The following is a 22232-nucleotide window of genomic DNA, read 5'->3' as shown; positions in this document are numbered from 1 at the left end:
CATCGACTATGAACCAAAAAAGAACTTCTCGTTAAAATTCACCAAATACAATTTTTCGGTTGCTCGGGTGCAGGCGGTGTAGAACCAGCGGAGGAAATCGGTGTTTACCATTTCTTCGGTGAGGTAGCCCTGGTCTACAAAAACGGCTTCCCATTGGCCACCCTGGGCTTTGTGGCAGGTGATGGCGTACGCGAATTTCACCTGTAGGGCGTTGTAATATGGGTTTAGCTTTAATTGTTCGTGTTTTTCGCGTTTGTTGTGAATGTGCTCATAATCTTTCATCACCTCCAGGTACAGGCGTTTTTGGTTATCGGGCGTCAAGGCCGGTGCTTCCGAGTACAGTGTATCTATCAGGATCTTGCAATCCAAAACCGGGTCGTCGGCATAATCAATAAACTCCAGCTGCACATCCGCGAAGCGAAAACCGTACATTTCTTCCATGCGGCGCACCTTGCGCAATTTCACTATATCGCCATTGGCGATGAAGGCGGTACTGCCCTCCTCCTCGGTTTGCAGCCAAAAGTAGTTGTTACGGACGACCATCAGTTGGTCGCCGCCGGTGAGTTCTTCCTCCCGCATTAAAATACGGTTGCGGATCTGCATGTTATATTGATTGGCGTTTTTGTTACTGCGGCAAATGATAAGCGTACCATCATAACCATATTTGTGATAAGCGGTGCTTAACTCTTCTTCCAGGTCGGCGCCGGTCATTCGGATCACGTCTTTAAAGCCATCGGTAACAATTTGCGGATATTCCTCTTCCTCGCGGCGGATGATATCGCGCACTTCGGTTACGTTGTATAAGATACCTGACTCCCGCTGCTGGCGTAATACATCGGTCAGTTCGTAACTGTGTATAGCCATAATAAATTTATCCTTCATCAGTTTAGCATCCAGCGCCGGGCTATCTATCGATCCAACGGGCGGCAGCTGCGCGGTATCGCCAACCAGCATCAGTTTACAGTTACGGCCGTTGTACACGTAGCTTACCAGGTCCTGCAATAAGGTGGAGCCGCTAAAGCTGCCGCCTTCATCAGAGATCATGGAGGCCTCATCTACAATAAAAAGCGTATTGGTTTGCAGGTTGTCGTTCAGTTTAAAGGCCTCATCCATATTCACTGCAGATTTTTTTCGATAGATGCGCTTATGGATGGTAAAAGCCTTCCGCCCGCTGTAATTGGTGATCACCTTGGCGGCCCGGCCCGTGGGTGCCAACAGTACCGACTTATATTCATAAGCCCTTAATGAATTCACCAGTGCCCCCACCACGGTTGTTTTACCCGTACCGGCGTAGCCACGCAGGATAAAGCACTCGTTGCCATCATCGCTTAACAGAAAGCGGTGCAGCTTGCCAAACAGTTCGGCCTGCTGGGCATTAGGCTGATGCGGGAAGGATGCGGATATTTGTTCTGATGCGGGCACGGGGCAAAAATGCTGATAAGTATCTTAATTAAGTACTGCGAAAAAATATTATCTGGAATCCAAATTTAAAACTACTTTTAAAGAGGAAAATATTTTTCTGAAAGCTTTTAATGGTGAATTTTTACACTAATTAACGTAACAAAAACACGTTCTTTTATTGTGTAAATTTGTATGTAGTTATAATAAAAACTGCATATTTTAACATGAATTTATCTGAATTTACATCAGGATTAGTGGCAAGAAAAGCTTCTAATTTACTTACAATGAACATGCCTTAGGTAATGACTTCTCAACTTTGGAATGAGATCAAATCGGTTGCCGCATCTGCATTAACTCAAATATCTGATAGACCACATGGTGGTTTAGGTAAGCTAATTAAGAAGTTGATGTGACATTGGGCCCCTTATGAAAGATGAGGGGCTTTATTTATATTGGCAGAATGAACCACGTAAACATTCTTATATCCTCGATTGCTTCTGTTGTCCTTTTAATGATATGCGGATGTAATGGAGAGAAACCCAAAATCAAAAATCAAAAATTATATTCTTATAAATTATATATTGATGATAAGATTCAACTAAATCTGGATTCGGCTATGGCTGGGGAAAAAGATATTGATACATTGCAATTTATAAATGATAGTGTAGCATTTACGCAGGCTGCGGATAAATTTATCTGGAAAAAACTCGTTAATGATATTTTAGTAAATGCTTATAAGACACAACCATCAAAAACTTTTGTTCAGGATTCAGGTAGGACTTTTAAGATATTAAATAGTAAGGGTCAAGATTTAAGATCACTTTTACCCACCAAATTTACAGATAGTGTCGAAAAAGCAAAAGTGAAATTTTTGGCTAAAATGCGACACGATGATTACATTGAACGTGAGCATAAAAAGATTCACCCTGATGGTACCTAAGCCCCCGACGTACTTTAAAGATGAAGATAACATGGCAATGAATTACCCTTCCAAAGCCCATTAGATTTTATAACTACAAGTTGATTCTCGCAAAATTCTCCCAAAACTATCCTATTTAAGTACTGCGAAAAAATATTACTTTTGTTAAACCTGCATGAGCGAGCATAACTATAAATACACCGACGAGCAATTGAGCCTTAGCGAGGCCGCTAACTACAATTTGTTATTACAAGTTGATCCGCATAGCTTTAGTTACGCTATTGCCCATAAAAAGAAGCTTTTGGCCTGGGCCGAAAATTGCCCGCTTGGCGAATTAGCTAACCCACAGGAATTGGAGGAGATTTTAACGGCCAACTACAAACAGGTTATTACCGGCTTAACATCCGGTGCTTTTACCCTGATGCCGGAGGCACTGTTTGATAACGAGTATGCCGCCAACATTGCCCGCCTGCTGGATGTTGCCGAAACCGACCGTGTTTACGCGCAGCCCCTGGATAGCAAAAATACCATTATTTATAAGGTTGACCAAACCGCGTCTGCCGCACAGGGGGTGTTTGAGAACGAAACCATCGTATACCGTGCAAAAGGCTGGATAACCGCCGTTGCCAACAACTACCCTACCAGTACGGATCTTTACCTCAATATTGAGAACGGCACGGTAGAGATACTAAATTTCACCTACAATAAGCTGCGTTTTTACAACCTGTTCTCCTATAAAAATCACGAAGAGCTGGCTTATTTCGCCGCTTTTGTCGCCGATGAACTGGGCATGAGTCCCGAGAGCCTCACGCTGGTGCTGAGCGGTGACGTAAATGCTTCTGATAAAAGTTTTACCTATTTGGCAGAGTTTTTTGGCAAGGTTAAAATAAACGATACCAAAGTACTTGTACTGCCCGAGCAGGTTGTTCCACATAAAATACTCAGCCTTGCTGCTTTATCGCTATGCGCATCATCGGAGGAAAACTAAAGGGACTGCGGCTTAATCCACCAAAGAATCTGCCCGTACGCCCAACTACCGATATGGCCAAGGAGGCGCTCTTCAACATCCTGCTCAATCAGATTGAGTTTGAAGATATCACCGTGCTCGACCTTTTTAGCGGCACGGGGAACATCTCCATGGAATTTGCCTCGCGCGGTGCCGCGCAGGTAACCAGTGTAGACCGTAGCCAGCAATGCGTTTTTTACTTGAAGGATACCACCCGCCAGCATGGCTTAACGCAAGTGCAAACCTTTAAAGCCGACGTGTTTAAGTACCTCGATATGGAAACTGAGCAATACGACCTCATATTTGCCGATCCGCCTTATGACCTCAATAAGATCCCCGAGATCCCCAAAATAGTTTTCGCCAAAAACCTGCTGAAACCAGATGGTTTGCTTATTGTAGAACACCAATCTATGCAAAACCTGAGCAACCACCCTGCTTTTGTAGAGCAACGTAAGTACGGGCATTCTTCTTTTTCGTTTTTTAGGGTAACGGAAGCGGAGAATTAGAATTTTAGAAAACAGAACGCTTTTCTATGCATTTCAGGAAAGCTAATTTTCGGCTAAAGCCAATTCTTTGGCCTTTATTCAAACGTTGGATAAAGCCGAACGGCAATGATTTAAAAAAAGTTTATTTCTACATTTATTGCCGTCCTCTTTAGGGGACGGATTGTGTAATACATAAAGTTGGCTTTAGCCAAAATCAGTGTAAAGGTTTAAGCGATCATTTCTCGGAAATTATATAGACGTATTATTCTGAAAACGACCTAATACAATGAATTTTGTTTCAGACTAAAAAATATTTTCATTTTGCTAAATCGATTTATCAAATCTTTTCTTATTATTGTCAATCCAATTCATAATCTCCATGAGAGCCTTTTTTACATTACTATTATTCGCTTTTTCGGTTCAATTCGCTGCTGCACAAACAGTCGGTACACCCGTTGCCCCTAAACAGTGGCACGCTTACTGGATAGCCGCGCAGGGCGATAACGGTACCAGCTACGGCGTTTTCTATTTCAGGAAGAATATTGAACTGGCTTCCAAGCCGGGTTCATTCATTGTGCACGTATCGGCAGATAACCGCTATAAGTTGTATGTGAACGGTAAGCTGGTTTCGCTGGGCCCTGCACGCGGCGATACTTATTACTGGAACTATGAAACGGTAGACCTCGCCCCTTATCTCTCGGCGGGAAAAAACACCATAGCGGCGCTGGTTTGGAACGAGGCTAATTATAGTCCGGCGGCGCAGATCAGCGTGCGTACAGGCTTTATTTTGCAAGGAAATTCACCAGCGGAGGAAATACTTAATACGAATGATACCTGGAAAGGCATCCGTGATATAGGCCATCAGCCCGTGCCCGGGTACTTTTTTGCCGCCAGCAAAGGCGAGATGGTAGATTTGAACAGGGCAGTTAAAGGCGACTGGACAGCTACTTCGTTTGATGACACCGCATGGCCATGCACCTCTAAACTGGTCGATGGAAGAGCCAAGGGAACCGCATGGGGAATAGAATGGGCGTTGGTGCCCTCGTCGCTCCCGGCGCGGGATATGGTTTACCAGCGCCTTGTTAAAGTGCGCCGTGCGGTTGGTATAAATGCTCCGGCTGCCTTTCCCGCGGAAAAAGCACCTGTGACTATTCCGGCAAACACCCTCGCAACCTTAATACTCGACCAAACCTTTTTAACAAATGCTTACGTTACCTTAAACTTTAGCGGCGGTAAAGATGCCGGGATCTCTCTCGGCTATGCGGAATCGCTCTACAAAAAAGGCAGTAACGGCGTTATTAAAGGTAACCGCAATGATGTGGATGGAAAAGATTTTGTGGCGAGGATAGACAGCCTTACCGCAGACGGTAGTGCGGGGCAATCGTTCACTACGTTGAACTTTCGTACGTACCGGTACATCAGGCTCATTGTTAGAACCAAGGATGAGCCGTTGGTTATTGATGACCTCTACGGCACTTTTACGGGCTATCCCTTTAAACGCACCGCCGTGTTGAATACCGACAATACCGAAATGACCAAAATGCTGGATATCGGCTGGCTTACGGCCAGGCTCAATGCCTGGGAAACGTATACCGACTGCCCATATTACGAGCAGCTGCAATACATTGGCGATACCCGCATACAAGCCATGGTATCGTACTACAACACCAGCGACGACCGGCTGGCACGGAACGCCCTCAACCAGATGGATCATTCGCGCTTACCCGAAGGCGTTACCGCCAGCTGCTACCCATCGCGCGGCACCCAGGTGATCTCGCCGTTCTCGTTATGGTATATTGGGATGCTGCACGATTACTGGATGTACCGCGGCGATAACGAGTTCATCAGGAACAAACTCCTCGGCGAACGTGGCGTGCTGGATTTTTTCAGCAAGTATCAGCAAGCCGATGGTTCGCTAAAAGACACCCCGTATTGGGCCTTTGTGGACTGGGCGGGCAATATGGCCGGCGGTATAAACGGCAAGGATGGCAGTGCTGCCATTTACGATCTGCAGTTACTGTTAGCATACCAATGGGCGGCAGACATGGAAGCAAAAATTGGCCTGGCCGATTATGCCAAACTATACAACCAAAAAGCTACACAATTAAAGGCTACCATACAGCGCAAATATTGGGTTGCTGCTAAAAACTTATATGCCGATAACATAGGTAAAAGGGCTTACTCGCAGCATGCCAACTCATTGGCTATACTCACCGGTATGGTTAGCGGCACTACCATGCAAGTCGTGGCAAATGGCTTATTGAAAGATACCAGCTTAACCCAATGCTCGGTTTACTTCAAGTATTACCTCAATCAGGCGTTGGTGAAGGCCGGTTTGGGTAACGATTACATGAATTGGCTGGGCATCTACCGCGAAAATATGGCCATGGGCCTTACTACCTGGGCCGAATATTCTGATGTTAACACCTCAAGATCAGATTGCCATGCCTGGGGTGCAAGTCCTAATATCGAATTTTTCAGGACAGTATTGGGGATAGACAGCGATGCGCCGGGTTTTAGTAAAGTTAAGATAGAACCACATTTGGGAACGCTCACCAATATCAGCGGTGATATCCCGCATCCCAATGGTAAGGTTGCCGCCGGTTATAAATTGGAAAACGGTAAATGGAAGATCAACATCAGTCTGCCAAAAGCCACCACAGGTATCCTGGTTTGGAAGGCAAAACAGTATGCATTGAAAGCAGGGAACAACGCGTTTGTTATTTGATCGATAAGATCACTTTGCGTGGAATATCGTAATTCCCTGCTCTTCAAATCCGGCCAGTTTTTCCTGTGGGGCGTTGGTTATTATGGCGTTGATCAGATCGAGCGCAGCAAAGTTAAGATAGGTTTCCTTGCCTATCTTAGCCGAGTCGCACAGCATATAGGTATAGGCACTTTGGGTAGCAAAGGCGGTGGTAATACCCGCCTCTTTTTCGCTGTTGGCAAAAAGGCCGTTAACAGAAATCCCATCCACCCCTAAAAACGCTTTAGTGGCTCTGTATCTGGCAATGTGCTCGTTGGCGGTTGTGCCGTGTATGGCTTGCCGGTCGCCATCAAGCTCCCCTCCTATAATATTGAGACTCACAGCGCTCTCCTGTAGCTCATAGATTACAGGTAATGAGTTTGTTATCACCTTTATCTTCTTGTTTTTAATGAACTGGCACAAGCGAAAAACAGTGCTGCCGCAATCCATAAAAATGATATCTCCATCCTGTATCTGCGCTGCGGCTACACGGCAAATGGCATCTTTTACTGCCGCGTTCTGCGCGGTTTTGTTGGCAAAGGTGTGCGGCTTTTCGTTTGGATTTACCTTAACAGCTCCACCGTGTGTACGGTAAAGCAGCCCGTCGGCAGCCAGTTGGTTCAGGTCGCGCCGGACGGTGATCTCTGAGACGGCCAGCTCTGTAGCCAGTTTTTTTATATCTACCTCCCCCTGTTTTTCAAGCCCTGCCAATATTTTTTGCTTCCTTTTTTGAAAGTTCATTTTATTTTGCCTTATTTGTTCAAATATAATCAATATCAATCATTATTGTTCAATTTATAGATGAAAAATATCAATATACTTAAAAACGAAATACTTTCCGATAACTGGTACACGCTCAGGAAGCTCACCTTTGAGGCCACGCAAAATGATGGCACCACCATTACCCAGGTACGGGAGGCGTACGACCGCGGCAACGGTGCAACCATCTTGCTTTACAACCCTGTACAAGGCACCGTAATACTCACCAAACAGTTTAGGATACCTACTTATATTAATGGAAATGAGGGTGGTATGATGATAGAGTGCTGCGCGGGTTTACTGGATGATGATAACCCAGAGGAATGCATCAGGCGGGAAACGGAAGAGGAGACCGGGTACAAACTATCATCGGTACAAAAGGTATTTGAAGTGTATATGTCGCCCGGTTCGGTTACCGAGATATTGTACTTTTTTGTTGCAGAATACGCCAGCGGGATGAAGGTTAACGATGGTGGTGGCGCCGCTGATGAGCACGAGAACATTGAGGTGATGGAACTCCCCTTTGCGGATGCTTTGGCCATAATCAAAACCGGGGAGATCCGCGATGCCAAGACCATAATGCTTTTACAATACGCACAGATCAATAATTTACTTCCATGAAAAAATCCTTAACCATCCTTATCGCAGGCCCCTATCGCTCCGGCACAAATGACGACCCCACCCTGATGGCGCAAAATTTACAACGCATGGAAGAAGTCGCGCTGCCCTTATTCCGTGCCGGGCATATTCCTATCATTGGCGAGTGGTTTGCATTGCCCTTACTAAACCAAGCAGGCTGCAAGTATGCCGGTGATGAAATTTACGAGGAGATCTCCTATCCCATCGCCCGCCGTTTAATTACCCGCTGCGATGCAATTTTAAGGATAGAAGGCGAATCAAAAGGCGCCGATGGCGATGTGAAGTTTGCGGAAGATTTGGGACTAAAGGTATATTATAAGCTGGATGATATTTTGAACGCGACAGAGGTTTGATACCATTTATGTAAAAAGATTAGCATCGCAACTGTTTTTTTCATTTCTTTATTGTAACACATCTAACTCAGCAATGAAAAAAAGCTTTGCCCTCATTTTATTTACCTTTATAACCTGTATCTTTTGTCAAAGCTGCCATCTCGGCGGCAACCGAACCTGGGCTAACGACCATATAGACGAGAGCGTACGCACCGAGATCCACGCGCTGAACAAAAAACTTTTCCAAGCCTTCATGGCTAAGGATGCAGCTTCCGGGAAACAACTAATGTCGCCCGCGCTGCTTGCACAAACGGGCGCAAAAATTGATACCATTATTAGTGCTGTAGGCGAGTCATTCCAGGCTGCGGATTATGATGTTATAGATGAGTATTACACAAAAAATACTACTACGGGTATCAATGTCGTGCTGCCATCCAATAAGGGTAACAATAACGATTACACACTTACCTATACAGCCTTAAATAAGGAGATGTATGCATCACTGCTGGCACCCAAAGACCTTTCGGTAAACTGTATGATACTGGCTATTTATGGTAAGTATGACGATGGCTGGAAGATAAACATCCTGCATGTTGGTGAGTATACCATCCTCGGCAAAGCCGCACCCGATTATTACGCTGAGGCATTAAAGCTTTATGATAAGGGCAGCATAATTGATGCGGCCAATACGATGTTTATGGCGGCCGAGTTAAGGGCGCCCGGCGATAAATACCTTACCTATAAAGTGGAAACCCAAATGCAAGCCTTCTATAACAAAATGCTTGACGAGGCCAACACCAAATATAAATTCCCGGTAAGCCTAACGCGGGTGAAAACTGCGCCAAAGGTTTTTGCTATCAGTCCGCAGTTTTTGGGTGAAGACCAGTACAAAGGCGTATACCCCATCATTAAATACCAATCGGCTATAAACCTTGCCGATACAGTTGCCCTGAAAGTAGAGAACAATGCGATACAGAAAGTTATTGGCGACACATTTAAAGGAATTGACGAAGATAAAGCGTATGTAGTTTACCAGGCCTTTAACCAAATACCCGATGGCAAAACCCCGGCAAAGCATTATGGCTTCATAGAAAAATTAAAATAAGGGTAATAAAGTATCGCTTATATTTGCCTGCGTAAATCCCGCTTATGAAAATTGCGCTCTTCCCCGGTTCGTTCGATCCTGTTACAAAGGCCCACGTAGATATTGTAAAAAGAAGTGTAAGCCTGTTTGATAAACTTTACATCGGTATCGGTGTAAATACCAATAAACAGGGCCTGCTTAGCGTGGGCAAGCGCGAAGATATGCTACGGGCCGTTTTCGCGCATGATGAGCGCATCCATGTTATAGCGTACGAAGGCCTTACCGTCAATTTTTGTAAAAGCATCGGTGCCGATTATATGATCCGCGGCATACGTACCGTAAGCGATTTTGAATACGAAAAAGCCATAGCCCAGATGAACCACGCCCTGGAGCCCGAAATAGAAAGTATTTTTATTGTGAGCAAGCCGGGTTACTCGTCCATCAGCTCCAGCATCGTGCGCGAAATTATCCGCTACAATGGCGATGTTACCCAGTTTATGCCTAAAGAGGCACTTCCCTTTCTTTAATCAGCTCCGCTTTCTCTAATACATCCATAATAGATGGAAAGGTATTGCTAATAATGGCAGCCACCTGTTCGCGGTTAAAAAAGCGCACGGCGGTGATGCCCTCTTCTATCTGTGGTACCAGTTTAGCTTTACCTTTATGTTTCATTAAATACCAGTGCGTTTTCTTTAACACCGTGTTGCCTTTCCATTGGTACATGTGGTATGTTTTGCAGATCTTGTCTTCCAGCTTGGTTACTTTTATACCGCATTCCTCTTCTACCTCGCGCACAGCGGCAACTTTGGTTTTCTCACCTTTTTCTATTTTACCTTTTGGCAGGTCCCATTTTTCGTTCCGATAGATGAACAAATGGGTGCCGTCTTCATGCTGCACCAAACCGCCTGCTGCCTCAACCAGCTTAACGGTTTTAGTCGCTTTTTTAAGAAAATCTTTGGGGTCATCCGTTAGCACGTAAAAGTAATCTCCGGGATGATTATCTACCCATGGGTAAATTAATTTCAGATCAAAATGCTCAGCATCAATCTGTTGAAATTTTTCCGTTTGCTCAGGCGCCTCAGCGGTTAGCAAAATCACTTTTTCGTTAATATAAATTCTGTATTTTTGAGCCATGTTTACCAATAGTGAGACCGAACAGCAGGTTGCCGAGTTCCTGCTGCAAATTAAAGCAATAAAATTACAACCTAATAATCCTTTTACATGGGCCTCTGGATGGAAATCGCCAATTTACTGCGATAACCGCATTACCCTTTCTTTCCCAACTATCCGTACCTATATCAGGCAGCAGTTATCATCTGTAATCCAAGAGAAATTTGGCGCCGTGGGCTGTATAGCCGGTGTTGCCACCGCTGGGATTCCCCAGGGTGCATTGGTAGCGCAGGAATTAGGCTTGCCGTTTATCTATGTTCGCGCTAAAGCAAAAGAACATGGTACCGGTAGTTTAATAGAGGGCGAAATATCAACCGATAAACGCGTTGTGGTAATAGAGGACCTTATCTCTACAGGTAAAAGCAGTTTACAGGCCGTTGCCGCCCTTCGAGATGCAGGTTATAATGTTGCCGGCCTTGCCGCCATATTCAGCTATGGTTTTGACCTGGCTGAAGAGAATTTTAAAAATGCTAAATGCCCGTTTGTAACGCTGTCTAATTACAGTGCCTTGCTGAAATACGCCGAAGAAAAACAATACATTTCTGAAAGCGATATAGCGGTACTAAAAAAATGGCGCGAAGAACCTTCAACCTGGGGACAATAAACATGAGCGTATTTGAAAGCAAAGTACTCCTAAAAAAGCCCGTAAGCGAAGTATATGCGTTCCTGGCAGATATGAGCAATCACGGGAAACTAATGCCAGAAAATGTTATCGGCTGGACATCTGACGCTGATTTAGCGAGTTTTGAGATCCAAAACATCACCAAGCTAAGCCTCAAGATACACAACCGCATAACCAACCGCGAAATAATCATCATTCCTGCCGAAAAACCACCGTTCGATATGGAATTGAAATGGCTGCTTGCCGAGAGCGGCACCGATACTGAAGCCACCTTCACTATAACAGCAAACTTAAATATGCTGATGAAGATGATGGCATCTGGCCCGTTACAAAAGCTTACAGAAAACGAAACCCAAAGACTAACTGAGATTTTCAGCTGATCTTTGGGCTTGCTTGGGGGCACAAAGTGTATTATATAAGATTAATATACTTCTCGTTCGTGATTGTTGCGCAAGGCCATCACAATGTTGATGACAACTAAACAGATAATTACAGATCCCATAACTTTTAAATAAAATCGGTTTAAATTAAGTACACTCTTAAAATTACAAGTCAAAGGTTGTTCCAAAAAGGTAGATTGGTTTATGTGTTTAATAACGGACTAAAAATACATTTAGTTTTCAATATCAAGAGTAATTTGTGTAATAAGTTACACACAAAATATCACTTTTTGGGGAATTTCAGCCGGAACCTTAAAAAACTTTTTTCTTAGCAATCTACAGCTGAATTTGATGCTAAATGCGAGGATTTTTAGCCAAATTTTTACGGAAATTAAAAGTGTACTATTCACACCGTTTAAAATCCCTTCATGTTAGCAATACACTACGTATTTTCATGCTAATAAATTAAGTATTTAACCGTATTTTTGCGGAAATTATAAGTGCAATGATCACGGTTTCTAATCTATCCCTTCGTTATGGCAAACGCACGCTGTTCGAAGACGTCAATCTTAAGTTTACACAGGGCAACTGTTATGGTATAATCGGCGCAAACGGCGCGGGTAAGTCAACCTTTTTAAAAATATTATCAAAAGAGATCGATCCATCCAGCGGTTCGGTGAGTTTTACGCCCGGTGAACGTATGGCCGTGCTGAGTCAAAACCACTATGCTTTTGATGAGTATACTGTTTTGGAAACCGTTATGATGGGGCACAAAGAGATGTACGCCGTAATGAAGGAAAAAGACGCCATTTACATGAAAGAGGATTTTACCGATGCCGACGGCGAACGCGCCGGCGAACTGGAAAATCTTTTTGCAGAAATGGATGGCTGGAACGCCGAAAGCAATGCCGCTACCCTGCTAAGCAATTTGGGCATTAAAGAGCAATTTCACTATCAACTGGTTAAAGATTTGGATAACACCCAAAAAGTGCGTGTGTTATTAGCGCAGGCTTTGTTTGGTAAACCCGATATTTTGCTGCTGGATGAGCCAACCAACGATTTGGATATCCACACCGTTACCTGGCTGGAAGATTTCCTGGCATCTTACGAGGCCATTGTTTTGGTAGTATCGCACGACAGGCACTTTCTGGATACCGTTTGTACCCACGTGGTGGATATCGACTTCTCTAAAATGACCATCTATACCGGTAACTATACCTTTTGGTACGAATCGAGCCAACTGGCGCTGAAACAACGCAGCGACCAGAATAAGAAGACCGAAGACCGCGTAAAAGAACTGCAGGAATTTATCCGTCGTTTTAGCGCCAACGCGTCAAAATCAAAACAAGCTACCAGCCGCAAAAAGGCTTTGGATAAGATAAATCTGGATGAGATACAGCCATCAAACCGTAAGTATCCGGGCATCATCTTCAATAACCTTGGCCGTGAGGCAGGCGACCAGATATTGCAAGTTGAGAAACTAAGCAAAAGCCTCAACGGCGAATTGCTGTTCTCTAATATAAACCTGTTGGTGAACAAAGGCGATAAAATTGCCATCCTTTCCAACAACAGTTTGGCTACATCGGCCTTGTACGATATTTTAACCGGCCGCGATACCGATTACAAAGGCACCTTTAAATGGGGCGTTACCATTAACGCTGCCGATATCCCTATTGACAACGCCGAATACTTTAAGGGCAAGGATATGAACCTGATCGACTGGTTGCGCGAATACTCGCCCGGTGAAAAGGATGACCAGTTTATCCGCGGATTTTTAGGACGGATGCTGTTTAGCGGCGAGGAAGTATTGAAGAAAAGCAACGTGCTCTCGGGTGGCGAGAAGATGCGTTGCATGTTTAGCCGCATGATGCTGCAACAAGCCAATCTTTTGTTGTTTGATGAACCAACCAATCACCTCGACCTGGAATCGATCACAGCGCTTAATAATGGCTTAAAAGACTTTCGTGGCACTATCCTATTTACCTCAAGGGATCATGAGTTGGTAGAAACCGTTGCTAACCGAGTTATAGAGTTAACACCGGGCGGCGTAATTGATAAGCTAATGACTTACGACGAGTATATTAACAGCGATGTGGTACAGAAACAACGCGAAGAAATGTACGTATAGGCATAACTAATGGCTGTTTTTATCCGACTTGCAGGTATGAAGTATTTATTTTTTGTTTGCTTGTTTTCTTCGTTTAGTTTTTTTGCAAACGCACAGCTATTTGAAGGCATTGTAAAAGATGCGAAAACCAACCAGTTACTGCCCTACGTTAATGTGGGCATTATTGGCAAGGCGACGGGTACCGTTTCTGATACAGACGGTAAATATAGTATTGCGTTAACCGGCCATGATGCTGATAGCTTGCGTATTTCGATGGTCGGCTATCGCCCGCAATCGTTTTTAATTGCCGATCTCATAAAAGGCTACAGCACTTATAAAACTACTAACCTGCAGCCCGACCTGCGCGAAATAAAAGAGGTGCGCGTTACCAACCACAAATGGAAACAGGTTGTATTGGGTAATACCACGCATTCGCAATCCACTAACGCCGGGTTCACCAGCAATAAGTTGGGTAACGAGATCGGCGCGATCATTAAAATAAAGCGTGCGCCAACTTATCTTAAGCAATTCAACGCTTCAATAGCCGGCGATGTGTCCGATTCGGTAAAGCTTCGCCTCAACTTTTATACGGTAAAAGGCGGGCTGCCCGATAAGCCCCTGCAACTGCAAAGTATTTTTGTCAACGTAAAAAAGGGCGACAAAAAAATCACCGTAGACCTCGAACCCTATTTTATAGTGGTAGATGATAAGTTTTTTGTGAGCCTGGAGTGGATAATAAACGCTCGCGGGCACGGTATTATGTTTTCGGCAAGCCTGCTTAGCAGCGCCGTGATCTCGCGCGAAACCAGCCAGGCAGAATGGGAAAAAGAAGGAATTGCCGGTGTTGGGTTTAATGTGCTGGCAGATTATTAATTGAATAAAGCAATTTGACCTTTAAACGGCGATGCCTCGCCACTTTTATTGTATAACTCCCTCATTATTATATTACCTACTTTTTTGCGATAATGTATAACATCATTACAGTAGTTAAACTGATTGTTAGTTATCGCATTGATGCCCGAGTAGTCGTGAACATTATCCGCTTTAAAAATTGTTTTCATAAAACGAAGATCTTGCTTGCTTAGCTGTTTCTGGCTATACAAAGGGCTTATAACTATCTTGTAATTCGTGTGGTGTTTGCGAAATAAGGCAGCAATTTTCATGAGATAGCTTATTTGCTTGGCGTTAAGTTGTCCATAAGAATATTGCTGCACAATTGGGCGTTTATAAAATTTCCATTCCGTGTCTTTATAATAAGCCGCCGTATCATGTTGTATCTCCTGCTCAGATAACGGGAACCAATCGTTATTTATAGGGTCGATATCAGTATTTTTCATACCAACAAAACCGTTCATGTAACTGCGCTGCTTTTTAAAAATGGCATAATCCACACTGCTGATAAATAAATGGGGAGTTTTTACATAATAAAGATAGTCCTTTTTGTAGTATTCAAATTTCGAATCGTTCCTAATCAGGTAGTGGTCGGCTGTAATGTCTCCAAAGTATTCAAATGCACGGTCAACATCGAGTATTATCAGGGTGTTTTTTATTGGCACGTTTAACGAATCCAATAACTTAAGCCGTTTGTAGATGCATGAGAGGTTTTCGTTCCATGCTTCAAATGAAAAAGGTTGGCTTTTAGCTGGAAGGTACTTAGACCATTCTTTCGCGGTAAATGCTGTAGCACGCGAACTGCCAAAAATAAATGAATCGTAATGGTATCTGTCCCGATTTTTCAGAAAAACCATAGTAGAAACATTTCCTCTTGAAAGCAACATGTAAGACGAAGTATAGTACGTATATGAATAAATCGTTTTATACGGGTCGGTAAGTAAGTAGCAGGTGCTGATTATAAAAAGGGGTAATAAAAACAGGGCTATTTTCTTTATTAAGCGTATCATATTAAAACTGGAAATAAATGAAAGCCTTATTGCCCGAAACATTGAAAAATAAGAGAATTAACAGGAATGCGTAGTATAAACCCCATCGCATATACGCAGGCCTCTCGTTAACTAATTTATATATATTATACTTCTGTTGAGCGATATGAACAAACTCCAATAGCAGTATGCCCAGGGTGGCCAGCCATAACTCTTCTCCTATTAACCCGAGGTTAGAGTTGCCAGGTTTGTGATGAAGCAAATGATACACATCGGTATAGGTTTCGGTAAATATGCTTTTAATGACATGCAAAGCTTCAGCTATTGACCGGGCCCTGAAGAATATCCATGCAAAGCTAACCAGCGTAAATGTTGTTAAAGTTTTGATAAACCCGGAGAGCCACCTGGGCCATTTTATGCCAACCAAACTATTAAAACGTGTAATAATTGGAGCCACCATGTGCCCGGATATGATGTAAAAGCCGTGCAGTGCCCCCCAGGCAATAAACGTCCAATTGGCCCCATGCCACAGGCCGCTTATTAAAAACACAATAAACAGGTTTAAGTACCAGCGCGGAACAGTCACCCGCCTGCCTCCGAGTGGAATATACAAGTAATCTTTAAACCAAGTTGATAACGATATGTGCCATCGCCCCCAAAACTCCTGTACGCTTTTAGCATGATAAGGGCTATTAAAATTTTTCATCAATTTAAATCCTATTACCCGGGCCATGCCTATAGCCATATCAGAATAGCCGGAAAAATCGCAAAATATCTGGAAGGAGAAAAAAACCGTAGCAATGATAAAACTGAGCCCATGGTGGTTAAGCGGATTATCATAAACATTGTCAACTAAAATGGCCAGCCTATCGGCTATTACTACTTTTTTAAAAAGGCCCCAGGCCATTAGTTTTAAGCCATCTGTTATTCGTTTATAATCGATATCGTGTTTTTCATAAAACTGGTGCAGCAAATTTTGAGGGCGCTCTATGGGCCCTGCCACAAGCTGTGGGTAAAACATTACATATAGCGCATATATACCAAAATGTCGCTCGGCCTTTTGATTGCCCCGATAAACCTCAATGGTATAACTCATGGCCTGGAAAGTGTGGAACGATAGCCCGATGGGGAGTACAATTGCCAGCTTTTGAAACGCAGTGGCCTGGTGGTTATAAAGCAGCAAATTATTTAGGCTATCTATAAAAAAGTTGTAGTATTTAAATATAGCCAATATGCCTATGTTTGCAACCAGGCTAACTATTAAAAGCCATCGCCGTTTTTTGCCGGTCTGCCGCTCAATTAAAATACCGGATATATAGTCGATAATAATGGTGAAGAAAAGGATTAATATATATACCGGGATAAATGCCATGTAGAAATAGCAACTACAGGCCAATAACCAGGCCCAGCGATATTTATATGGAATAGCGAAATATAAGCTTGTAACTATCGTGAAAAAAAAGGCGAAGGGAACGGAACTGAAGATCATTGGTTATTTATTGCCGTTATTGCAAAAGGTTGGCATCAATATGTATACGTTAGTTTTTACGGTGCTCCGAATATATAAAATTTCGGCAAAACTAAGGGTTTGTGGAGCACGTTACGCCACTGTTTTAATGTATTACCAAAAATCTGTTTTTAGATGAGATAAAGCTGTATATTTGCAGCCCGTTAAAAAACGACTTGGTAGCTCAGCCGGTAGAGCAACTGACTCTTAATCAGTGGGTCGAGAGTTCGATCCTCTCCCAGGTCACCAAATTAAAAAAGCCTTTCAACCTACGTTGGAAGGCTTTTTTAATGCTTTTTTTTTGCAGATGTTCCACTTTTAAATGCGGAACAGTTATTTTAAAAAAAGTGTTGATTTTCAGCCTATTACAGTTTCCTGTGAAACACTTTGGAACATCCCGGTTATTTAAATAATCATCATAACTAACTATATTGTAGGTATTTATTGAAAATAAGTTTTATCGGCTAAAATACCCTGAAACACGTTTTGTGGAACACCAGGTGTAAGCGACTGACTATAAACGTTTTGTATCGTCTACCTGACGCGTAACTAATAGCATAACCCGTCAGAGGTGTTGCGTGACATGGAATTAATATGAGAAATTATTTTCAAACGGGATAATTGCCATCCTGATGAGCGGAGACACTGAGCTATTCGGTACCTGCCTGTTAAATTATTTAACGCTTCGTTATTAATTTTTTTAATAAGTTGCGTACATTTATTTATGAGGTAGCTTACCGCGAGATACACCCCTTCCTCCGGATGCTCCTGGTTCACCTAAATCGCTTTTATGAACAACATCTTCCTGGCACCCGACAAAGAAAAGAACTATCAAAGCTATATGGTTTACGCGTTGGCCATTATCTGGTTGATGGTAACCGGATTGATTGTTTTTATAGAGTTCTTTTATTTCCCTCAATTGTGGTCGCGATGGGTGTTACTAATGAGTATCACCCTTTTTATAGCCGCCTTTAACCTTACCCTGAACCATTTTGGGCGCACCCGCACTGCAAGTTGGTCGCTAACTGTCATGCTGTGGCTATACATTACTATTCCCTGTTACTCCGCCGGCGGGATCTTTGCGCCGGGCATTCTATCGCAGATGAGTGTGGTACTTACCGCCGGGTTTTTACTTGGCCGCAGAGGTGGGTTGATCATTGGCCTGTTAACCATAGCTACAGACTTCGTACTGGCCTACCTGGAGGTAACCGGTCATTTGCCGGCCGCTACAGTAGTACATGATCCTATCAGCCGCTGGTTTAGCGCCATTATTCCTTTTGGTACCGTCCTTGTCTTGCAATATTACGCCATTAATCACCTGCGCACCAGCTTAATTACCTTGCAACGCCAAATTATAAAGCGGAAGGAAGCGGAAACGGTAAAGGACCAGAAGGTGCATGATCTTAGGGAGCGGGAAAAAGAATTGAAAGATTATAAGTACGCCTTAGATATTTCTTCTATCGTAGCCATCTCTGATGTGGACGGCTCCTTTATGTTTGTGAACGAGAATTTTTGTAAAATTAGTAAATACAGCCCCGAAGAATTATTAGGCAAACAGCATAGCGTTCTCTGGTCGGGTTACCACCCAACTGAATACTTCACAGAGTTAGGAAATGCCATGCACCAAGGGAAGTTTTACAGGGGAGAATTTTGTAATAAGGCAAAGGATGGCTCCTTGTACTGGGTAGATACCACCATTGTGCCGTTTTTGAATGAGGAAGGCAATGTATACCAGTATATGTCCATCAACCGAGATATTACACGGAAGAAAGAAGCCCTGGAGAAACTAAGGGCAAGTGAGGAACGCTATAAATCCATTATTGCGGTTTCAAATACCGGCGCGTGGGAATACGACCTTGATACACAACGGGTATGGTACAGCGCGCAATATTTCGCGATGCTTGGCATGGACAGGCCCGATGGCGTTTGGGAGGATACACAGGGTATGTCCTGGGTGGAGCGGCTCCATCCGGATGACCGCGAAGGTGCAGTGAAGATCTTCGATGATTTTTTAATGGGCGGCACAACGGAGTTATACGAAAGTTTTTTTCGGATGCGCCATCAAAACGGCGACTGGGTTTGGATTTGGTCGCGTGCGAGGAGGCTGCACGACAAGAATGGAAATATAACCAATGTAAGCCTGGGTACCCATACCGATATTTCTGAACGGATAAAAGCAGAGGAAAAAATCAGGGAAAGTGAACAGTTGATAAAAAAGATCACCAGCCAGGTTCCGGGGGATACGTATATGTTTGAAATTGAGGAGAGCGGGCAAACCAACATCATCTTTTGCAACCGTGGAACGGATAGATTGAACCATTCGCACAATCCGGAGAACCCGGCCACAGACCCTACTAAAATAAGGGAAATAGTGCACGAGGACGATAAGGTTAAATTTGATGATGCGATGAGAACTGCCTGGCTTACGGGGACAATAATTAGTTTTCAATACCGGGTAGTTATAAATAACCATGTAAGTTGGCGCTGGATGCAGGCCGTATCAGAAAAAAGCAAGAATGGAAAGGTGTTATGGTATGGAGCTATAAGCGATATTACCCCGCTTGTAGACTACATCGTATCTATTGAGCAAATCATTTTTGATATTGCGCACGTTATTCGCCGGCCTATCGCTTCTATGATGGGCATAACCGCGCTAATTTCTGATAATGAATTTAGTGAGGAGGAAATTAAGGAGCTTTCGGAAAAACTGCACCTGATCTCAGACGAAATGAACAAATTTATCCTGGAGTTGAATCGTGTTTATCAAGAAAAACGGGGAAATACAGCGCTTAATATTGACATCTCTTCGTTAATTGATGAAAGGAATTCTTTATTTAATTGAAAATAAATTCTTTTTAAAACACACGTACACCTGGTGCAATTTCATTCTTACTTCGAGTAGATCTTTCGCAAGTTAGTCGTTCCACTTATCCTCAATACAGGAATGCTATCCCTATAGTCTATCTTGAAACCGGATATCAGTTTGATTTTTTTAAAGTCGAGAACCTTTCCAGCTATCCAGTTGGTTTGTAGCTGGTCCCCGCCCGGTCAGGCGTCCACGCCCGACTGCAAAATTTTGTCAGCGTCCACGCTGACGAGTATTAGCAGATGAGAGGTGTGTTTTTTGTAATGCCAGGAGAAAGCTATTTCAAGGCTGAAAAATATTCCATTATCTTTATACAAAGTTTGCTAATAATGATTTTCCCTTTTTCTGTTCGCTTTAAGAGATCACTAAAAACAATAGTAACGCCTGATAACAAAGAGCAGAAGTTTCAATATATTGGGAAAAGTATATTGAGAGACAAAGCAGATAACATTGTTGTTGAAGATCTGTCTGTTAGTTATAAAGGTTCAACATCCAATTGGAGAGGCTCATTATTTGGTAGCGTTGATAATGGTGTTTTTAATCTGCTTCATAAAAACAATAGTTGGCTGCTTCACTATCAAATAAATATGCGTAAGTTATTTATCGGCACATCAATATTGTCGGTTATTATGGGTGCTTTTGCAATAGCAAATAGCGGTCCCTGGTGGTTAGGTATTGCGGCATTTTTATGGTTGTGCGGTGCCAATTGGATTACAAGCTTTATCAGGCATGGAGCTGTAGCTACCGATATAGCTGCCGGAATTGATGAATTGATATGTGGTAAAATGGAATTACCACCTGAACAGGATAAAATGGCGGGTGAACTTAAAAGTTGGTTTTAAGCAAGTAATAGTCCATTAATATACTATCAACGCTACCCGCCCGGTCGGGCGTCCACGCCTGACTGTAAAAGTATATCAGCGTCCACGCTGACGAGCATTAATAAATAATTTTCAACGGGCTTCCAGATTAGCGCTGCTGTACCAAAACTCATGAGCCGAACCCAAAAAGCCGGCAGATTGGACAATGATTCCCTTACAATAAAAAACAAAACCCGGACGCTTTCAGCGTCCGGGTTCAAAAATTCTATTGAGCTAATTTTATCTATGCCTGTGCTGATGATCATTCGTTTCCTTTATCCAGTTATCTGCCGAAAACTTGCCCGAACCTACAATCCAGAATAGTACCAGCAGCAGGAAAACGATTATAGAAAGCCACAGTTCGGTGTTTAAGTACGATAGCCCTTTGGTGATGTTCACAAAAAATATGGCGCCTAAAACAATGGGCATCTGCATAACCACTACCATGCGGGTAAGCAGCCCTGTTAAAATAAGCAGCCCTCCTATCACGTGTACAAAAGCTATTACGTGTATCAGCACTACGGCCATCAGCCCCAGGCCCCCAAAGGTTTTGTTTTGGAAGATCCAGTCCTGCTGCACACCCGTGCTGCTGATGAAAATTACGCCTTTACAAAAAATGATCAATCCCAGGAAAATACGTACAACGTCCAGCCATCTCGGGTGATGAAGATCACCCCAATGTTCTACTTTTTGGACCATATTCATGATGCCTCCTTTTTAAGAATTTTTATAATTGGTAATGATGAAGTTACAATAAATAAAACTGAAAAAACAATAAATTATTATTCTTTTTTTGATGACTTAAAGCCAATAAACGCCTTGTATTGAATGCTTTAAATCGGGTATTTGCATTAGCCGGAGGAGTAATTTTCAGCAATTGCATTTCTCCATTTTTAACTGGTTTTATTTGATATTGTACAGCGGGTAACGCCTATTTAAGGCTAAAACACAGATTGAAAGCCCCGGCGGTGCCAACACCCTCATTTACCACAAATAACCGATGAGGCGCGCGCCCTATTGATGGATATAACTGTGCAGCTGCTCTATGGTTTCCTGTTGCGAGTGGATGGTTTCGTACACCACATCGTTAATTGATATAATGCCACAAAGGTCCTCAGAATCATCAAATACTGGCAGATAGCGAATGTTGTTCTCGCTCATGATGATCATGCAGCTTTCTACCGACGATTTTGGCGTAACATGCGGCAGGTTTGTGCTAATGATATCGCCGGCGGTAGTTTCGTCAGAATGTTTGCCCATCAGTATTATTTTACGGGCGTAATCGCGTTCGGTAACAAGCCCTATATACTGGCCGTTATCAGTAACCACCACGGAGCCGATGTTTTTTTCGGCCATAAGTTTAAGCACATTTAATACAGTGGTATCGGCAGGCACGGCAATAACCGCACTACCCTTACGGGCTAAGATGTGTTTTACGCTTTTCATAAAATAACAGGTTTAATTGGATT

Annotated in this window: 21 protein-coding genes and 1 tRNA gene; 15 read left to right on the top strand and 7 right to left on the bottom strand. The window is 43.2% G+C overall.

All coding sequences use genetic code 11. The features are described from left to right. Window positions 1-6: 6 nt before the first annotated feature. Complete coding sequence (locus tag EPL05_RS15900) at window positions 7-1422, bottom strand: ATP-dependent DNA helicase (protein ID WP_128534961.1); 1416 nt, start codon at window positions 1420-1422, stop codon at window positions 7-9. A 439-nt stretch (window positions 1423-1861) separates the two neighbouring features. On the opposite strand from EPL05_RS15900, the gene EPL05_RS15895 reads away from it, so the two are divergent. The 4 genes from EPL05_RS15895 to EPL05_RS15880 all read left to right on the top strand — a co-directional run bounded on the left by EPL05_RS15895 (window position 1862) and on the right by EPL05_RS15880 (window position 6539). Continuing rightward, window positions 1862-2341 carry a hypothetical protein gene (locus tag EPL05_RS15895; protein ID WP_128534960.1) on the top strand — a complete coding sequence of 160 codons (480 nt, stop codon included), beginning with the start codon at window positions 1862-1864 and terminating at the stop codon, window positions 2339-2341. A gap of 154 nt (window positions 2342-2495) precedes the next feature. Then, window positions 2496-3308, top strand: a complete 813-nt coding sequence (locus tag EPL05_RS15890) for a DUF3822 family protein (protein WP_128534959.1) — start codon at window positions 2496-2498, stop codon at window positions 3306-3308. Further along, the gene (gene rsmD, locus EPL05_RS15885; RefSeq protein ID WP_128534958.1) at window positions 3284-3832 is read left to right on the top strand and encodes a 16S rRNA (guanine(966)-N(2))-methyltransferase RsmD; all 549 of its coding nucleotides are present in this window, start codon (window positions 3284-3286) and stop codon (window positions 3830-3832) included. The genes EPL05_RS15890 and rsmD overlap by 25 nt, the downstream gene beginning before the upstream one ends. A 358-nt stretch (window positions 3833-4190) precedes the next feature. Next, complete coding sequence (locus EPL05_RS15880; RefSeq protein ID WP_128534957.1) at window positions 4191-6539, top strand: alpha-L-rhamnosidase-related protein; 2349 nt, start codon at window positions 4191-4193, stop codon at window positions 6537-6539. A gap of 9 nt (window positions 6540-6548) precedes the next feature. Here the strand turns inward: EPL05_RS15880 and EPL05_RS15875 are convergent, their stop codons facing one another. Then, window positions 6549-7298: a DeoR/GlpR family DNA-binding transcription regulator gene (locus EPL05_RS15875; protein WP_128534956.1), complete on the bottom strand. Its 750-nt coding sequence runs from the start codon at window positions 7296-7298 to the stop codon at window positions 6549-6551. A 60-nt stretch (window positions 7299-7358) separates the two neighbouring features. On the opposite strand from EPL05_RS15875, the gene nudK reads away from it, so the two are divergent. The 4 genes from nudK to coaD all read left to right on the top strand — a co-directional run bounded on the left by nudK (window position 7359) and on the right by coaD (window position 9898). Then, window positions 7359-7937 carry a GDP-mannose pyrophosphatase NudK gene (gene nudK, locus EPL05_RS15870; protein ID WP_128534955.1) on the top strand — a complete coding sequence of 193 codons (579 nt, stop codon included), beginning with the start codon at window positions 7359-7361 and terminating at the stop codon, window positions 7935-7937. Further along, the gene (locus tag EPL05_RS15865; protein ID WP_128534954.1) at window positions 7934-8308 is read left to right on the top strand and encodes a DUF4406 domain-containing protein; all 375 of its coding nucleotides are present in this window, start codon (window positions 7934-7936) and stop codon (window positions 8306-8308) included. Before nudK ends, EPL05_RS15865 begins: the two co-directional genes overlap by 4 nt. A gap of 73 nt (window positions 8309-8381) precedes the next feature. Further along, window positions 8382-9392 (top strand): hypothetical protein, encoded by a 1011-nt coding sequence (locus EPL05_RS15860; protein WP_128534953.1) that lies wholly within the window; start codon window positions 8382-8384, stop codon window positions 9390-9392. Window positions 9393-9436: 44 nt separating this feature from the next. Continuing rightward, window positions 9437-9898: a pantetheine-phosphate adenylyltransferase gene (coaD, locus tag EPL05_RS15855; RefSeq protein WP_128534952.1), complete on the top strand. Its 462-nt coding sequence runs from the start codon at window positions 9437-9439 to the stop codon at window positions 9896-9898. Here coaD and EPL05_RS15850 read toward each other — a convergent pair. Further along, on the bottom strand, window positions 9873-10505 hold the full coding sequence (locus EPL05_RS15850) for an NUDIX hydrolase (protein ID WP_128534951.1): 633 nt from the start codon (window positions 10503-10505) through the stop codon (window positions 9873-9875). The two genes, coaD and EPL05_RS15850, sit on opposite strands and share 26 nt — an antisense overlap. Between EPL05_RS15850 and pyrE the strand changes: the two genes are divergently transcribed. The 4 genes from pyrE (at window position 10504) to EPL05_RS15830 (ending at window position 14523) form a co-directional block, all read left to right on the top strand. Beyond that, the gene (pyrE, locus tag EPL05_RS15845; RefSeq protein ID WP_128534950.1) at window positions 10504-11145 is read left to right on the top strand and encodes an orotate phosphoribosyltransferase; all 642 of its coding nucleotides are present in this window, start codon (window positions 10504-10506) and stop codon (window positions 11143-11145) included. The two genes, EPL05_RS15850 and pyrE, sit on opposite strands and share 2 nt — an antisense overlap. Before the next feature lie 2 nt (window positions 11146-11147). After that, the gene (locus tag EPL05_RS15840; protein WP_128534949.1) at window positions 11148-11543 is read left to right on the top strand and encodes an SRPBCC family protein; all 396 of its coding nucleotides are present in this window, start codon (window positions 11148-11150) and stop codon (window positions 11541-11543) included. 505 nt (window positions 11544-12048) lie between these two features. Beyond that, window positions 12049-13671: an ABC-F family ATP-binding cassette domain-containing protein gene (locus EPL05_RS15835; RefSeq protein WP_128534948.1), complete on the top strand. Its 1623-nt coding sequence runs from the start codon at window positions 12049-12051 to the stop codon at window positions 13669-13671. Window positions 13672-13707: 36 nt separating this feature from the next. Further along, entirely contained in the window at window positions 13708-14523 is an 816-nt protein-coding gene (locus EPL05_RS15830; RefSeq protein WP_166727727.1) for a carboxypeptidase-like regulatory domain-containing protein, read from the top strand. On the opposite strand, the gene EPL05_RS15825 is transcribed toward EPL05_RS15830, so the two are convergent. Both EPL05_RS15825 and EPL05_RS15820 read right to left on the bottom strand, forming a co-directional pair. Further along, window positions 14520-15428, bottom strand: a complete 909-nt coding sequence (locus tag EPL05_RS15825) for a hypothetical protein (RefSeq protein WP_128534946.1) — start codon at window positions 15426-15428, stop codon at window positions 14520-14522. The genes EPL05_RS15830 and EPL05_RS15825 overlap by 4 nt on opposite strands. Before the next feature lie 124 nt (window positions 15429-15552). Then, the gene (locus EPL05_RS15820; protein WP_243837307.1) at window positions 15553-16902 is read right to left on the bottom strand and encodes an MBOAT family O-acyltransferase; all 1350 of its coding nucleotides are present in this window, start codon (window positions 16900-16902) and stop codon (window positions 15553-15555) included. A 308-nt stretch (window positions 16903-17210) separates the two neighbouring features. Between EPL05_RS15820 and EPL05_RS15815 the strand changes: the two genes are divergently transcribed. From EPL05_RS15815 to EPL05_RS15805, 3 genes are all read left to right on the top strand, one after another. After that, window positions 17211-17286, top strand: a tRNA-Lys gene (locus tag EPL05_RS15815). A gap of 541 nt (window positions 17287-17827) precedes the next feature. After that, the gene (locus EPL05_RS15810; RefSeq protein ID WP_128534944.1) at window positions 17828-19879 is read left to right on the top strand and encodes a PAS domain-containing protein; all 2052 of its coding nucleotides are present in this window, start codon (window positions 17828-17830) and stop codon (window positions 19877-19879) included. Window positions 19880-20145: 266 nt separating this feature from the next. Beyond that, window positions 20146-20745 (top strand): hypothetical protein, encoded by a 600-nt coding sequence (locus tag EPL05_RS15805; protein WP_128534943.1) that lies wholly within the window; start codon window positions 20146-20148, stop codon window positions 20743-20745. A 258-nt stretch (window positions 20746-21003) separates the two neighbouring features. On the opposite strand, the gene EPL05_RS15800 is transcribed toward EPL05_RS15805, so the two are convergent. Together EPL05_RS15800 and EPL05_RS15795 are read right to left on the bottom strand one after the other, a co-directional pair. Further along, window positions 21004-21468: a DoxX family membrane protein gene (locus EPL05_RS15800; protein WP_128534942.1), complete on the bottom strand. Its 465-nt coding sequence runs from the start codon at window positions 21466-21468 to the stop codon at window positions 21004-21006. A 309-nt stretch (window positions 21469-21777) separates the two neighbouring features. Then, a complete protein-coding gene (locus EPL05_RS15795) occupies window positions 21778-22209 on the bottom strand; it encodes a CBS domain-containing protein (RefSeq protein ID WP_128534941.1) in 432 nt (143 codons plus the stop codon). Between the last annotated feature and the right edge of the window lie 23 nt (window positions 22210-22232).

The organism is Mucilaginibacter gilvus, assembly GCF_004054195.1.
Lineage (GTDB): Bacteria > Bacteroidota > Bacteroidia > Sphingobacteriales > Sphingobacteriaceae > Mucilaginibacter > Mucilaginibacter gilvus.
This window is presented reverse-complemented; position numbering and strand designations above follow the sequence as displayed.